The 13647-nt window shown below is 60.2% G+C and carries 13 protein-coding genes and 2 pseudogenes; 8 read left to right on the top strand and 7 right to left on the bottom strand.

The genetic code is table 11. The features are described from left to right. Positions 1 to 27: 27 nt before the first annotated feature. On the bottom strand, positions 28 to 930 hold the full coding sequence (locus tag DDE77_RS04815) for an ABC transporter permease (RefSeq protein WP_210204346.1): 903 nt from the start codon (positions 928 to 930) through the stop codon (positions 28 to 30). After that, complete coding sequence (locus DDE77_RS04810; RefSeq protein WP_245895109.1) at positions 930 to 1943, bottom strand: ABC transporter permease; 1014 nt, start codon at positions 1941 to 1943, stop codon at positions 930 to 932. The genes DDE77_RS04815 and DDE77_RS04810 overlap by 1 nt, the downstream gene beginning before the upstream one ends. Before the next feature lie 194 nt (positions 1944 to 2137). Here DDE77_RS04810 and DDE77_RS04805 point away from each other — a divergent pair, with 194 nt between their 5' ends. Both DDE77_RS04805 and DDE77_RS04800 read left to right on the top strand, forming a co-directional pair. After that, complete coding sequence (locus tag DDE77_RS04805; protein ID WP_108396594.1) at positions 2138 to 2806, top strand: helix-turn-helix domain-containing protein; 669 nt, start codon at positions 2138 to 2140, stop codon at positions 2804 to 2806. Further along, a complete protein-coding gene (locus DDE77_RS04800; protein ID WP_108396318.1) occupies positions 2803 to 4389 on the top strand; it encodes an ABC transporter substrate-binding protein in 1587 nt (528 codons plus the stop codon). Before DDE77_RS04805 ends, DDE77_RS04800 begins: the two co-directional genes overlap by 4 nt. A gap of 46 nt (positions 4390 to 4435) precedes the next feature. Here the strand turns inward: DDE77_RS04800 and DDE77_RS04795 are convergent, their stop codons facing one another. Continuing rightward, complete coding sequence (locus DDE77_RS04795; RefSeq protein ID WP_108396317.1) at positions 4436 to 5671, bottom strand: ROK family transcriptional regulator; 1236 nt, start codon at positions 5669 to 5671, stop codon at positions 4436 to 4438. A 135-nt stretch (positions 5672 to 5806) separates the two neighbouring features. Between DDE77_RS04795 and DDE77_RS04790 the strand changes: the two genes are divergently transcribed. From DDE77_RS04790 to DDE77_RS04775, 4 genes are all read left to right on the top strand, one after another. Further along, positions 5807 to 6823 (top strand): sugar ABC transporter substrate-binding protein, encoded by a 1017-nt coding sequence (locus DDE77_RS04790; protein WP_108396316.1) that lies wholly within the window; start codon positions 5807 to 5809, stop codon positions 6821 to 6823. A gap of 71 nt (positions 6824 to 6894) precedes the next feature. Then, complete coding sequence (locus DDE77_RS04785; protein WP_210204344.1) at positions 6895 to 7959, top strand: ABC transporter permease; 1065 nt, start codon at positions 6895 to 6897, stop codon at positions 7957 to 7959. After that, complete coding sequence (locus DDE77_RS04780) at positions 7959 to 8750, top strand: ATP-binding cassette domain-containing protein (RefSeq protein WP_108396315.1); 792 nt, start codon at positions 7959 to 7961, stop codon at positions 8748 to 8750. The genes DDE77_RS04785 and DDE77_RS04780 overlap by 1 nt, the downstream gene beginning before the upstream one ends. Before the next feature lie 117 nt (positions 8751 to 8867). After that, the gene (locus DDE77_RS04775) at positions 8868 to 9560 is read left to right on the top strand and encodes a spermine/spermidine synthase domain-containing protein (protein WP_108396592.1); all 693 of its coding nucleotides are present in this window, start codon (positions 8868 to 8870) and stop codon (positions 9558 to 9560) included. A 35-nt stretch (positions 9561 to 9595) separates the two neighbouring features. On the opposite strand, the gene DDE77_RS04770 is transcribed toward DDE77_RS04775, so the two are convergent. The 3 genes from DDE77_RS04770 to DDE77_RS19385 all read right to left on the bottom strand — a co-directional run bounded on the left by DDE77_RS04770 (position 9596) and on the right by DDE77_RS19385 (position 10988). Continuing rightward, a complete protein-coding gene (locus tag DDE77_RS04770) occupies positions 9596 to 10012 on the bottom strand; it encodes a GreA/GreB family elongation factor (protein ID WP_157959676.1) in 417 nt (138 codons plus the stop codon). Positions 10013 to 10177: 165 nt separating this feature from the next. Beyond that, positions 10178 to 10705: a GreA/GreB family elongation factor gene (locus DDE77_RS04765; protein ID WP_108396313.1), complete on the bottom strand. Its 528-nt coding sequence runs from the start codon at positions 10703 to 10705 to the stop codon at positions 10178 to 10180. Between the two features lie 112 nt (positions 10706 to 10817). Next, complete coding sequence (locus DDE77_RS19385; protein WP_157959675.1) at positions 10818 to 10988, bottom strand: hypothetical protein; 171 nt, start codon at positions 10986 to 10988, stop codon at positions 10818 to 10820. 303 nt (positions 10989 to 11291) lie between these two features. On the opposite strand from DDE77_RS19385, the pseudogene DDE77_RS19850 reads away from it, so the two are divergent. Both DDE77_RS19850 and DDE77_RS04755 read left to right on the top strand, forming a co-directional pair. Then, a pseudogene (locus DDE77_RS19850) lies at positions 11292 to 11568 on the top strand (hypothetical protein); the annotation flags it as partial. Next, a pseudogene (locus DDE77_RS04755) lies at positions 11569 to 11908 on the top strand (helix-turn-helix domain-containing protein); the annotation flags it as partial. Between the two features lie 113 nt (positions 11909 to 12021). Here DDE77_RS04755 and DDE77_RS04750 read toward each other — a convergent pair. Next, the gene (locus DDE77_RS04750; RefSeq protein ID WP_245895090.1) at positions 12022 to 13647 is read right to left on the bottom strand and encodes an ABC transporter permease; all 1626 of its coding nucleotides are present in this window, start codon (positions 13645 to 13647) and stop codon (positions 12022 to 12024) included.

Genomic DNA, 13647 nt, shown 5'->3' with positions numbered 1-13647 from the left:
CGCTGGTCTGTTGCATTTGCCGCTCAGTCAATTCTTGCCCTCGCTTTTGGGATCGAGCACGTCGCGCAGGCTGTCGCCGAGGAAACAGAAGCCGAGCGACACGATGATGATGGCAAAGCCCGGCATGGTCGCGACCCACCATTGATCGAGAATGAAGGTGCGGCCGCGCGAGATCATGGCGCCCCATTCAGGCAGCGGCGGCTGGGCGCCGAGGCCGATGAAGCCCAGGCCCGCCGCGGTCAGGATAACGCCGGCCATGTCGAGCGTGACGCGGATGATCATGGAGGAGGTGCAGAGCGGCAGGATATGCTGGATGATGACGCGGATCGGCCCTCCCCCCGCCAGCTGCACGGCCTGGATATATTCGGCATTGCGGATGGTAAGCGTTTCGGCGCGGGCGATGCGCGCATAGGCGGGCCAGGAGGTGATGGCGATGGCGATGATGGCGTTGTTGATGCCGGGGCCAAGGGCGGCAACAAAGGCCAGTGCCAGGATCAACTTGGGCAAGGACAGGAATATGTCGGTGATGCCCATGAGGATGCGGTCGACCCAGCCGCCGAAAAAGCCGGCAATGGCCCCGACCAGCAGGCCCAGCGGTGCCGAGATCAGCGCGACGAGACCCACAATCGTCAGGGTGATCTGGGAACCCCAGATGACGCGGGAAAAGATATCGCGGCCGAGCTCGTCGGTGCCCATCCAGTACTGCGAGGACGGGGGCAGCAGGCGCGCGGAAAGGTTCTGCCCGGTGGGCGAATAAGGCGCGATCCACGGCGCAAAGATCGCGGTGAGGACCAGCACGAGGATGATCAGGCCGCCCAGAACTGCGAGGGGATTGCGCAAGAGGGCCGTGAAGACGCGATAGGCGCGCCCGGCATTGGCCTGCATGCGGGAGGTGGGGGAATCGGCAAGGAGCCAGTCGCGGGTGCTCATCAGCGGGCCCTCGGATCGAGGACGCGATAGAGCACGTCCGACACTTTGTTGATGACGATGAAGACGGCGCCGATCACCAGGGTGGAGCCGAGTACGGCGTTCATGTCGGCATTAAGGAGCGCGGTCGTGAGATAATTGCCGATGCCGGGCCAGCTGAACACGGTCTCGATCATCACCGAGCCTTCAAGCAGGCCCGCATAGGACAGGCCGACGACGGTGATCAGCGGCACGCGGATGGGCTTGAAGGCGTGGCGCCAGATAACGACGCGCTCGGGCACGCCCTTGACGCGGGCGGTGGTGACGAATTCCTGGCTGAGCTGGTCGAGCATGAAGCTGCGCGTCATGCGGGCGATATAGGCGAGGCTGAAAAAGCCCAGCACCGAGGCGGGCAGGATGATGTGGGATACGGCGTTCCAGAAGATGTCGATCTCGCCACGGATGAGGCTGTCGATGAGGATCATGCCGGTGACGGGCTGCACCAGGCCATCATAGAAAATGTCGAGCCGGCCCGGGCCGCCAACCCAGCGCAGTCGTGCATAGAAAACGGCAAGGCCGACAAGGCCGAGCCAGAAGGCGGGAACGGAATAGCCGAGCAGGCCCACGACGCGGATCGCCTGGTCCAGCCAGCTGCCTTGTCGCGCGGCGGCGGTGACGCCCAGGGGAACGCCGAGGGCGATGCCGATTAGGATGCCAAGCGTGGCCATTTCAAAGGTTGCGGGGAAGAAGCGGCTGAGATCGTCGACCACGGCGCGGCCGGTCGAGACGGAGCGGCCAAGATCACCGGTCAGGACATTGCCGACATAGGAGATGAATTGCTGCCAAAGCGGGCGGTCGAGCCCCATGGCGATCCGGGCGGCGTCGTATTGGGCCTGGGTAGCGCGATCGCCCACCACGGAAAGCACCGGATCAATGGGGATGACGCGGCCAATAAAGAAGGTGATGGCCAGAAGGCCCAAAAAGGTGAGGAAAACTGTGAGGATGAAGCCGCCGACGGTGAAAGCCTGGCGGCGCAGACGCTTGTTGCGCGCGATCAGCGCTGCATCCAGGGGTGCTGATTGCTGGTCTAGCGCCACACAGAAATCCTCATTTTAGAACAAGCCATTAGCGACGGTGAACAAGTTCATCGCCGTGTTGCAGAAGCTGCATATTTCGCTTTCACCATATAGAAGATTTTGTTTATATCAAAAAAATTTTGGTGGAGGCGGGCTTGGCGGAAGCGCTGGCGAAACGGGAATCGGGGCACCCCAAGGTGGGTGCGCTGATCCGTGCACGCCGCCGCCAGCAGCAGCTGACGCTGGTGGCGCTGGGCGAGGCGGCGCAGGTGTCGGTGGGCTATTTGAGCCAGGTGGAGCGCGACCATGCAACCCCGTCGCTCGGTACGCTGGCCCAGATCGCGCGGGCGCTGGATGTTTCCATTGATTATTTCGTTGCAGCGCCGGCGACGCATAATGCCTTAACGCGGGCAGGGGAGCGCAACCGCTTTTCGCTTGATGGCTCCTCCATCGTTTATGAGCGGCTCGGCGCGGAGTTCCCCGGCAGCCAGCTTTCAAGTTTCGTGATGAGCGTGCCGCCAGGCTATCGCTCGGAAACGGTGGCGCATGAAGGCGAGGAAATCCTTTATGTGCTGGAAGGCGCCATCACGCAGCGGCTTGATGGCGAGGAAATGGTGATGGAGGCAGGCGATAGCCTCCATTTCCGCGGTAATCGTCCCCATTCCTGGTCCAATCATACCGACCAGCCAGCGCGCCTGTTGTGGACGGGCACGCTGGCGCTTTTTCGCTCGACGGCGCGGCCGCAGCCCGCTTTCGGCAAACCCAAAACCGGCGCCGACAAGCCGGTCCGAAAAAAAGTCAATCCAAAGGAGAAACGCCCATGAAGCTCTTCCGCGCTGCCCTTCTGGCATCCGCGCTGTCCCTGCCGCTGGCAGCAGGCGCCGTTTATGCCGCAACCCCGGCCGATGCACTGGTGATCGCCCAGAACATCGACGACATCGTCGCGCTCGATCCCGCGCAGGCCTATGAATTCTCGGCCGGCGAGATCAACGCCAATCTTTATGACAAGCTGGTGCAGTACGATGCCGCGGACACCACGGTCCTGGCGCCTGGCCTTGCCAGCGAGTGGACCGCTGACGAAGCTGCCAAGTCGCTGACCTTCACCATGCGCGAGGGGGCGACCTTTGCCTCGGGCAATCCGGTGCGTGCCGAGGACGTCCTGTTCTCGTTCAAGCGGGTGGTGACGCTGAATTTGACACCGGCCTTTATCCTGACCCAGCTCGGCTGGACGGCTGAAAATATCGACGAGATGGTGACCGTCGAGGGCAACACGGTCACGGTCAAGTGGACCGGCGATTTTGCTTCGGCGTTTGTTTTGAACGTCCTGGCGGCGCGTCCTGGCGCGATTGTTGACGAAGTTCTGGTGATGCAGAACGAAGTCGATGGCGACATGGGCAATGCCTGGCTCAACACCAATTCGGCAGGCTCGGGTCCCTATACGCTGACCGATTATCGTCCTGCGGAAATGGTTCGCCTTTCGGCCAACGAGAACTACTGGAACGGCGCTCCTGCAATGAAGCAGGTGCTGATCCGCCATGTGGCGGAAGCGGCCACCCAGCAGCTGCTCCTGAGCTCAGGCGACGTCGATCTTGCCAAGAATCTGACGCCGGACCAGATCGGTGGCCTGGGGGAAAACGTCAAGGTCGAGACCTATCCGCAGGCGGCCGTTCACTTCCTTTCGTTCAACCAGAAGACCGAAGAGCTGACCGACCCGGCTGTCTGGGAGGCGGCGCGCTATCTCGTCGACTATGACGGCATGACGCAGAGCTTCCTCAAGGGCCAGATGGAAAAGCACCAGGCTTTCTGGCCCAAGGGCTTCCCCGGCTCCTATGACGAAACGCCCTTCACCTATGATGTGGAAAAGGCCAAGCAGATCCTGGCTGACGCCGGCGTGGAAACGCCGATCAATGTCACGCTCGACGTGATCAATTCGGCCCCGTTCACCGATATTGCGCAATCGCTGCAGGCCGGGTTCTCCGAAGCCGGCATCGATTTCGAAATCCTGCCCGGCACGGGCGCCCAGGTGATCACCAAATATCGCGAGCGCACCCACCAGGCCATGCTGCTTTATTGGGGGCCGGACTTCATGGACCCGCACTCCAATGCCAAGGCGTTTGCCTACAACTCGGATAATTCCGATGACAATTACACGGCGACCACCACCTGGCGGAATGCGTGGGAAGTGCCGGCGGAGATGAACGAGCAAGTCAACGCAGCGCTTGCCGAGGCTGACCAGAACGTGCGCAACGAGATGTATGTCGAGTTGCAAAAGAAAGTTCAGGCGGACAGCCCCATCGTCATCATGTTCCAGGCGGCCCTGCAGATCGCCATGGCCAACAATGTGGAAGGCTATGTGAACGGGTCCAATTCGGACTTCGTCTACTATCGCCTTGTGACCAAGAACTAGGTTCTTGCATCCCGCGGCGGTCCCTGATGGGGCCGCCGTTTTTGAGCTATGCCGAAAGCCGAAGATTGCCGTTCATGAAGTAGCGGTCAAAAAAGGGGCTGGCGGCAGCGCCCAAGGCGCGCGCATTGGCCCCAATGGTGCCGGCTTCGATGCGCGGTGCGATCAAGCCGCGCATGTCCTGGTTGACGAGGTAGCGGCGCGTTCGCTCGACCAGCGCCTGCTTGATCGGGTCTGGAAATGCGCCATCGATCAGGATGGCCTCGAAGTCGATCACCGCGCAGACTGATAGGCTTGCCTTGGCGAGCTCCTGAGCGGTTTGACCCAGCCATGGATCAACGAAACGCCCGATGTGGCTCCAATCCTGGGGCTCTGCATAAAGCTGTTGCGGGTCCATGCCGTGTTCGGCAAGGCGTGTCTCCAGCAGGTGGATCGATGCCGTGTCGATCAGCTGCTGGCTTTCGCCGTGCGGGCCAAAACTGCGCATGGAACCCAGCGCTCCGGCATTGCCCTGGTGGCCCTGGTAGACGGAGTGATTGAGGACAACACCGCCGCCGATGAACGCGCCGATAAAGAAATAGGCGTAGTCGCGAAATTCCTTGCCACGACCATAGATGTGCTCTGCCTGGCAGCCAGCGGTCGCGTCATTCACAAGGCTCACGGGAAGCTCGGAAAAGCGGGCGATCTCAGCAAAGAAATCAACGTCTTTCCAGGCGGCAAATTCCTTGGCCGGAGCATCGACCAACTCGTTCCACTTCCAGAGCTCAAAAGGAGAGGCGATGCCGATGCCGCAAATGCGTTCGCGCTCGACAGGGCTGCAGCGGGCGATGATCTCGGCAATACCGTTCTGAAGGAACTGAAAAATAGGCGCGGGCAGGGGGTATTTGTAGCCAAGCTGCAGTTGGTGGCGAACATTGCCGCAAAAATCGCTCAGAAGCAGGACGGCGCTGCGCCGCCCAATTTTGTAGCCGAAGGATAGCACCCCGTTTTCCGCGAGGCGCATGGGAATTGACGGCTTGCCGACCTTGCCCTTGATCGGCATGCCGCGCGAAAGCAGGCCCTCTGCTTCCATCTCACGCAAAATGATCGAAACGGTTTGGGGGGAAAGATTTGCCAGGCGCGCCAGGTCGCTGCCCGGAGTGGGCCCGTTGCGCTGCAACAAGGTCAATAAGAGGCGCTCGTTGTGATCGCGCACACCGCTTTGATTTACGCCACTGCTGAGGCTGCGGATAATCGGAGAAGATATAGCAGCACCTTGATCAAGGGATTGACCCGTGAGGAACATACCGCCGGCTGATAAATAAATAAACTAGATTTATATATTGACGCGGGCTGTTGAACTGGACACGATATCGCAGTCTAATCAACGAACGTCAGCAGGAAGGGGAGGAGCCCGACCTGCCCAGACGAGGGAGAGAAAATGAAAAAGCTGCTTCTCAGCACTGCATTGTGCCTTGGTGTCCTGTCGGCTCCGGCCATGGCACAAGAGGCGATTACCGCCTGCCTCATCACCAAGACAGACACCAACCCCTTCTTCGTCAAGATGAAGGAAGGCGCCGAAGCCAAGGCTGCAGAATTGGGCATCACGCTCAAATCCTATGCCGGCAAGATCGATGGCGACCATGAAACGCAAGTGGCGGCCGTTGAAACCTGCATCGCCGATGGCGCCAAGGGTATCCTGATCACGGCTTCAGACACTTCGGCTATTGTGCAATCGGTGCAGCAGGCGCGCGACGCCGGTCTTCTGGTGATCGCGCTCGATACACCGCTGACACCGACCGATGCCGCCGACGCTACCTTTGCCACCGACAATTTCCTGGCTGGCGAACTGATCGGCAAGTGGGCTGCCGGCAAGCTGGGTGCGGAAGCGGCCAATGCCAAGATCGCCCTTCTCAATCTTGGCATCAACCAGCCGACCGTGGACGTGCTGCGCAACCAGGGTTTCCTGCAGGGCTTCGGCATCGATCTAGGTGATCCCAACAAATGGGGTGATGAAAGCGACCCGCGCATTGTTGGCCAGGACGTGACGGCCGGCAATGAAGAGGGCGGCCGCAAGGCTATGGAGAACCTTCTAACCAAAGACCCCTCGATCAACGTGGTTCACACCATCAATGAGCCTGCCGCTGCCGGGGCCTATGAAGCGCTCAAGTCCTTTGGCCGCGAGAATGACGTGCTGATCGTGTCGGTGGATGGTGGCTGCCCGGGCGTCGCCAATGTGCGCGATGGCGTCATCGGCGCAACCTCGCAGCAATATCCGCTGCAGATGGCGGCACTTGGCGTTGAAGCCATCAAGGCGTGGGCCGATACAGGCACCAAGCCCACTCCCACCGAAGGCAAGGACTTCTTCGACACCGGCGTGACGCTGGTGACCGATGAGCCCGTGGATGGCGTTGAATCGATCGACACAGCGGAAGGCGAGGAACTCTGCTGGGGCTAAGAGCGATCTGACGAAAACAAAGCAGGGGCGGGCACTTACCGCCCCTGCTTTATCTAGGAAATGGGGGAGGGATGCCCATGACAAACCAAGCCGAGGTCGACGAGGGCCTTGTTCAACGCACCGAAGCCGTTGCCAGTTTTGAGCATCAAGTGACGCTGTTGTCGCGGTTACAGCATGCGCTCCACTCCAATCCAGCATTGGTGCCGCTGATCGTCCTGATGATGTCGATTGCCGTGTTCGGGGCGCTGTTGGGGACGAAGTTCTTTTCGAGCTTTGCCCTTACGCTGATCCTGCAGCAAGTTGCCATTGTGGGCATTGTGGGAGCCGCGCAATCGCTGGTCATTCTCACTGCGGGCATCGATCTTTCGGTGGGCGCAATCATGGTGCTGAGCTCGGTGGTGATGGGGCAATTCACGTTCAGGCTCGGCATGCCACCTGCTGTAGCCATAGCCTGCGGGCTGGCGGTGGGCACCTTTATCGGCTTCATCAATGGCTGGCTGATCGCGCGGGTGAAGCTGCCCCCGTTTATCGTGACGCTGGGCATATGGCAGATCGCGCTGGCGACGAACTTTCTTTATTCCGGCAACGAGACCATTCGTGCCCAGGAAATCGAAAGCCAGGCGCCGCTGCTGCAGTTCTTTGGGCACTCGTTCTCTTTTGCCGGGGCCGTCTTCACCTATGGCGTCATCTTCTTCATCGTCCTTGTGGTGTTCCTCGCCTATGTGCTGCGGCATACCGCCTGGGGTCGCCATGTCTATGCAGTGGGCGACGACCCGGTTGCGGCAGAGCTTTCGGGCGTTAACACCAAGCACATCCTCATTTCGGTCTACATGCTTTCGGGCCTGATCTGCGCGTTCGCCGGCTGGGTGCTGATCGGGCGCATCGGCTCGGTGTCCCCCACCTCCGGGCAGTCGGCCAATATTGAATCCATTACCGCAGTGGTGATCGGCGGCATCTCGCTCTTTGGTGGCCGTGGATCGATCCTTGGCATGTTCTTCGGCGCGCTGATCGTTGGCGTCTTCTCGCTTGGGCTTCGACTGCTCGGTGCCGACGCGCAATGGACCTACCTGCTTATCGGGGCGCTGATCATCGGGGCCGTGGCGATCGACCAGTGGATCAGAAAGGTGTCTGCCTGATGGAACCCATTCTTTCCGCCCGTGGCCTCAACAAGCGCTATGGCAAAGTTACCGCGCTCAACAATTGCGACTTCGACCTTATGCCGGGCGAGATCCTTGCCGTTATCGGTGACAATGGTGCCGGCAAGTCGTCGCTGATCAAGGCGCTCTCGGGCGCCATCCGGCCCGACAGTGGCGACATCTTCCTTGATGGCAAGAAGGTGAGCTTTTCCTCCCCCATTGACGCACGCAATGCCGGGGTGGAGACGGTCTACCAGACATTGGCTATGTCTCCCGCTCTTTCAATCGCCGACAACATGTTCATGGGGCGCGAGTTGCGCAAGCCTGGCTTCATGGGCAAAGTGTTGCGCCAGCTCGATCGGGCGGAAATGGAGCGCATTGCCCGCCAGAAGCTCAGCGAGTTGGGATTGATGACGATCCAGAACATCAACCAGGCCGTGGAAACGCTATCCGGCGGTCAGCGCCAGGGTGTTGCCGTCGCGCGTGCTGCGGCCTTTGGCAGCCGGGTCATTATTCTAGACGAGCCGACGGCGGCACTGGGGGTGAAGGAATCCCGCCGCGTACTGGAGCTGATCCAGGATGTACGAGCCCGTGGCATTCCCATTATCCTGATCAGCCACAACATGCCCCACGTGTTTGAAGTGGCTGACCGTATCCATGTGCACCGTCTCGGGCAGCGCCTCTGTGTCATCGACCCCAAGGACTATACGATGTCGGATGCGGTGGCCTTCATGACTGGCGCAAAATTGCCATCCGTGCACGAGGCGGGAGCTGAAGCGGTAGGAAACTAGGCGAAGGCAGGGCGGCTGCCTGGCTCAGGCAGTGTTGCAATGCCTGGGTCGTAAGGACGTGCGAGAACATGGCCATGATGCTATGGAAGCGGCTTGTTCTTGCATGAAAGCTTTGCCGTGAATCCTTGGGTCCTGATCGACACCGTTCCGCTGCCTGATGGGCGCGGGGATATTCGCCTGATCCAGCGCGCGGATGAGTTCTCGATCATGCTGGGCACTATCGCCCTCATGAACAGCCGGCTTAGCGGTTCGGAAGAGGCAATGGCAAGCCTCGCCTGGGCGCGGATCAGCGATCGTCCTCGTGCGCATATGCTGATTGGCGGCCTGGGCATGGGGTTCACGCTGCGCGCAGCCCTGGCCGAGTTGCCCGCGACGGCAAAGATCACCGTGGCTGAATTGATGCCGGCGGTGCTTGCCTGGGCCAAGGGGCCCATGGCGGCGATCTTTGACGGATGCCTTGAGGATCGGCGTGTTGATATCAAGATCAACGACGTTCGCAATGTGATCCGATCAGCCAAAGGCGTTTACGACGCGATCCTGCTGGATGTGGACAACGGCCCCGATGGGCTGACCGTAGAAACCAATGACGCGCTCTACAGCATTGCGGGGCTTGCGACTGCCAAGGCTGCCTTGCGGCCCGGCGGTGTGTTGGCTGTTTGGGCGTCAGCGCCTGACCGCGCCTTTACGCAGCGGCTCGAGCGTGCCGGGTTCAAGGTTGAGGAGGAGCGTGTACGGGCCCACCGCAAGGCGCGGGGTTCCCGCCACGTTATCTGGTTGGCGCGCAAGCCTGTTTCCAACAACAAGGCGTAAGGCGACCATCCCCTCGCAATAGGGCGGATGGATGTTTATTTGCGCAATGCCTGAACCCGCAGCAGTTCACCATCCGCTTCTGGCTGCATCATGATCATTTCGATCTCGATGTCCTCGCATCTGTCGGGAGATTGCCAGGCGGTGAAAGCGTCACCCTCACGCATGCCCAGCAGCGCCAATCCTCGCACGCTCTTGATGGAGAGCGTCTGGTGCTCCTGATCGTTCTTGGAATAAAGGGCCACGTTGTGCTCCATGGCGCCGCCCTTGTTGACCCTGTAGCGAACCGAGCTGCCAAGGGTCACTACATCCGGGTCGATAGCGTCCGACGGCACCACGACGGCCTTCTGCAATTTGTCATGCAATTGCTGAAGGTAGGTCGCCGTATGACGGCCTCCCTGGCGAACCAATCCGATCAGGATGGCGTGGGTTCTTTCGGTAAGAAGCGGTTTCATCGCGCTGGTCATAGCAATTGATCCGGAATTGCAAGGCTTCAGGCATCGGCCGGAAAGCACCGAGCCGAAAACTATGAGGTGAGGGACAGCCCGATCGAGGCTGATTGCGCCGCATCGGGCAGCATCTGCATCAGCTGGGTTGCTGTTGGGCCCAAATGGCACCACCTAGGCAGCACTGGGCCCGGGGTCGTCGTCCCATTCTCCAGTGAAGCTCGCAGCTTGAGGCTCCCTCAAGGCGAAAACGTTCGGGCCCGGTGGCGGCTGGGCGCGCGAAACGAGGCGCAGCGCAGGGCCGGCCCTTTTCTGTTCAGGCTGGAACAGAACCGCTTCGATAAGCACCTGCTCCGTTGTCCCGTCTGCTTTGGGCAGTTGAACAATATTACCGGCAGCAGCGCCAATCATTGCAAGTCCCAAGGGAGATGCCAGCGCCACGTTCCCCTCTGTGCAATCGCCGCTGAGTTCCCTTGCCAGCGAACATTCCTGCGCTGGCTTGGACCCCACGCGAAAACGCACTCGACTGCCGAGCGTCACGACATCAACGGGTATGTCTGCGGGGAACATGATCGTTGCAGCATCCAGCTTGCGCCGGATCATTCGGCTCGCGCCGGCGAAAGGCTCCCGCCAATTGCCTGCCAAATTCTGAAGAACAGTGAAATCTGCCGAAGTGAGAACAATGGGTAGCTGAACAGTCATCAAGATTGCTCCGGATCATTTTGGGCGCCTGCAAATGCATCCCTGATCCGAGGCAATGCCCGGATCAGGGATGCGATCTAGTTTGCGTCAACCTTTGGGTGCTGCGTCGCAATCACGCCTCCAACCGTACGAGGTCCAACGCAGTCGCGGAGCCAACGGCTATTCGGGCGCGCTCCATTTCGACGGAAAGGCTTTCCGCCCTCAAGGCGGAGGCGCCAGCAGCCAGGCAGAGGAGCTGCTCGAAATCGGAGTGGCTGAGCGTGCAATGTTTCTGAATGAGCATGATTTATCACTAAGCAAGCGAAAGTACGCATCGGACGAAAGCGCCCGGATTGCTGATGCGACAATGGATATAATGACCCTGACCCTAAACCCCGCGACAAGGCGCGCTGGCTTAGGGAAACTATCCTTCGACCGGAATATACCGGCGAGCAAAGCAGCTCATGATGCTGTAGATCTGGCTCATGATCTTCAAGGTAGGTGATAAAAGATTAAAGTCAAGCAGGCCGCCCTATGCCCTTGACGCGCGGCAATAAATGGCTCGGCCTCGGGGCAAGGAACAGGAGAAGTCAAGCCGCTCAGCGGCGATGTGCAAGGGGTGGTCACGCTGGACGAGAGTCAAGCTTGGTGCGCATCGCCGCCCAGAACTCTGGATAAGGCCGGGCTATGTCATGGAGGCCGATGTTGGGAAGGACATAGCTGCCGGAAGGCCGGTGCGTGTTCTTGAGGACTGGACACCACCTTTGGCGCCGCTTGCCTTATACTATCCCGGTCGAAAGAACCCGCCAGCCGCCCTGGTTACCACCGGTGATGTCGCAGTTTCCTCTCCAGTGAGCGGACAGGCACTTGATGATGGTTGCTAGCACTGGCTGCAGACAAATGGCGCAAGGGAGCAAACGCTGCGGCAGATGGCACAAGAGGCCGGGCTTGAGGAGCGAACCCTTCTGCGGCGATTCAAGAGCGCAACGGGGTTGCGTCCCACCGAATACACCCAGCAGATCCGCATCAGCAAAGCCCGCGAGGCGCTTGAGCTGACGATTCGTCCAGTGGAGCAGATAGCCTGGCTATGGCGACGCCTCTGCCTTCCGGCGATTATTCCAGCGACTTACAGGCCTTATGCCCAATGAGTACCGCAGACGCTTCGGGGTGCGGCAGACCCATAGCGCAACAGCGAACACCCAGGCTGAACTGCTGTCTCAATAGAGCTTTCAACAGCATTGAACTGCCGCGGGGTCGCAAGCATCGGTGCATCGGTGCAACACGCGACCCGCTGTCCCTTGGTAATCTTGCAGGTTGTAGGCTTGGGCTTTGCTCGCCTACCGAAAGGTTCTAGACGTTTTCGCCAAAAGAATAACGGGAAGAATGCCTATGGCAACGATGATCAGGGCGGCAAGGGCGGCGTCCTCATAGGTGCCGCGGGCTGCTTCGCCGTAAAGAAGCGTCGCTAAACTCTCGAAATTGAGCGGGCGCAGCAGCAGCGTTGCCGGTAGCTCCTTCATGCAGTCAACAAAGACCAGGAGGCCGGCAGCGGTGAGGGAAGAGCGTGATAGCGGCAGATGAACGCGCAGCAGTGTTCCTATTGCCGGATGCCCCAATGTGCGCGAAGCATGATCATAGGCAGGGGGGATGCGGCTGAGGCCCGCCTCGATGCCTCCCACGGAAATGGCCATAAACCGAGCTGAATAGGCATAAACGAGCGCAGCTCCAGAGCCAAGAAGGAGTAGCCCTCCCGGAAGGCCGGTCCATGCATGCCATGCGCTACCTAAGGTGCGATCCACCGCGGCTACCGGGACCAGAATACCGATGGCAAGAACGGTGCCGGGGACTGCGTAGCCGATAGATGCGAGCCGCATCGCTGTTGCCGACCAGCGCGCTGCATGAATCCGCGCCACGTACGCCACTGCGAACCCAACGGATAAAATAGCAAGGGTCGCTATGGCGGAAACACTGACCGTGTTGAGGGTGGCTCGCAGCAGCGAGGATGAAAAGCCGGCAAATTCAATGCGGCGGATGGCTGCCACGACCAGATAAAGTGCCGGTCCCGCAAAGCCGATTGCAATGGGGGCAAGGCCAAGAGCGAACGCCAGTACGGCAGAATGCCCGCGCAAGCGCTGGCGCTGCATCTGCCGCGCATTCTGCGCAGCGGCAGCGTAGCGCTGGTTGCGCCTGGCCCAGCGCTCCAGCATCAGCACGGCTAGCACGATCGCCAACATACTCAGGGCGATTTGCGAAGCCCCCGCCAAGTCCGTTCTGACGACCCAGGTCGTATATACAGTGGCAGTCAAGGTTCGTACGCCCAGAAACTGGGAGGCGCCGACATCATTGAGCACTTCCATAAGGGCAAGGGAGACGCCCACGGCGATCGCAGGGCGCGCTAATGGCAGCGCTACGCGCCAGAAAATTCCCGAGCGCGGCACCCCCAATACGCACGCAACCTCGGTGACGTTGGCGGCCTGGGTCAGAAACATCGCTCGGGCGGTGAGATAAACATAGGGGTAAAGCACAAAGCCGAAAACCAGGATGGCGCCCCACATCGCCCTGATATCGGGTAGTCGGAACTGTCGAGGACTGGAGTAGCCCAGCACCCATCGCAACACGCCTTGCACCGGACCGAGCGGATTGAGGATGTCGAGATAGGCATAGGCCATGATGTAAGTCGGCACGGCCAAGGGCAGCAGCAGCGCCCATTCGAGGAACGCCCGTCCCCGAAAGTCATAGGCGCTGACGATCCAGGCAGCGCCTGTGCCTACGAAAGTTGCGATCAGACCTGTTCCGGCAAGCAGTACAAGCGTGTTCCAGCTTGCTTGTGGCAGCACGAACTGGACAATGTGGCCCCAGAGGTCGCCGGTATCTGCAACGGCAGTGGCAGCAATGGCAATGATAGGCAACAGCGCTAGAGCCGCCGCGGCGAATGCCACGACGGCCCAGAGGCTGATCGTCAT

The sequence above is a fragment of the Devosia submarina genome (genome assembly GCF_003056345.1).
GTDB classification, from domain to species: Bacteria; Pseudomonadota; Alphaproteobacteria; order Rhizobiales; family Devosiaceae; genus Devosia; species Devosia submarina.
The sequence above is the reverse complement of the archived record's forward strand: the minus strand, read 5'-3'. Positions and strand labels throughout refer to the sequence as shown.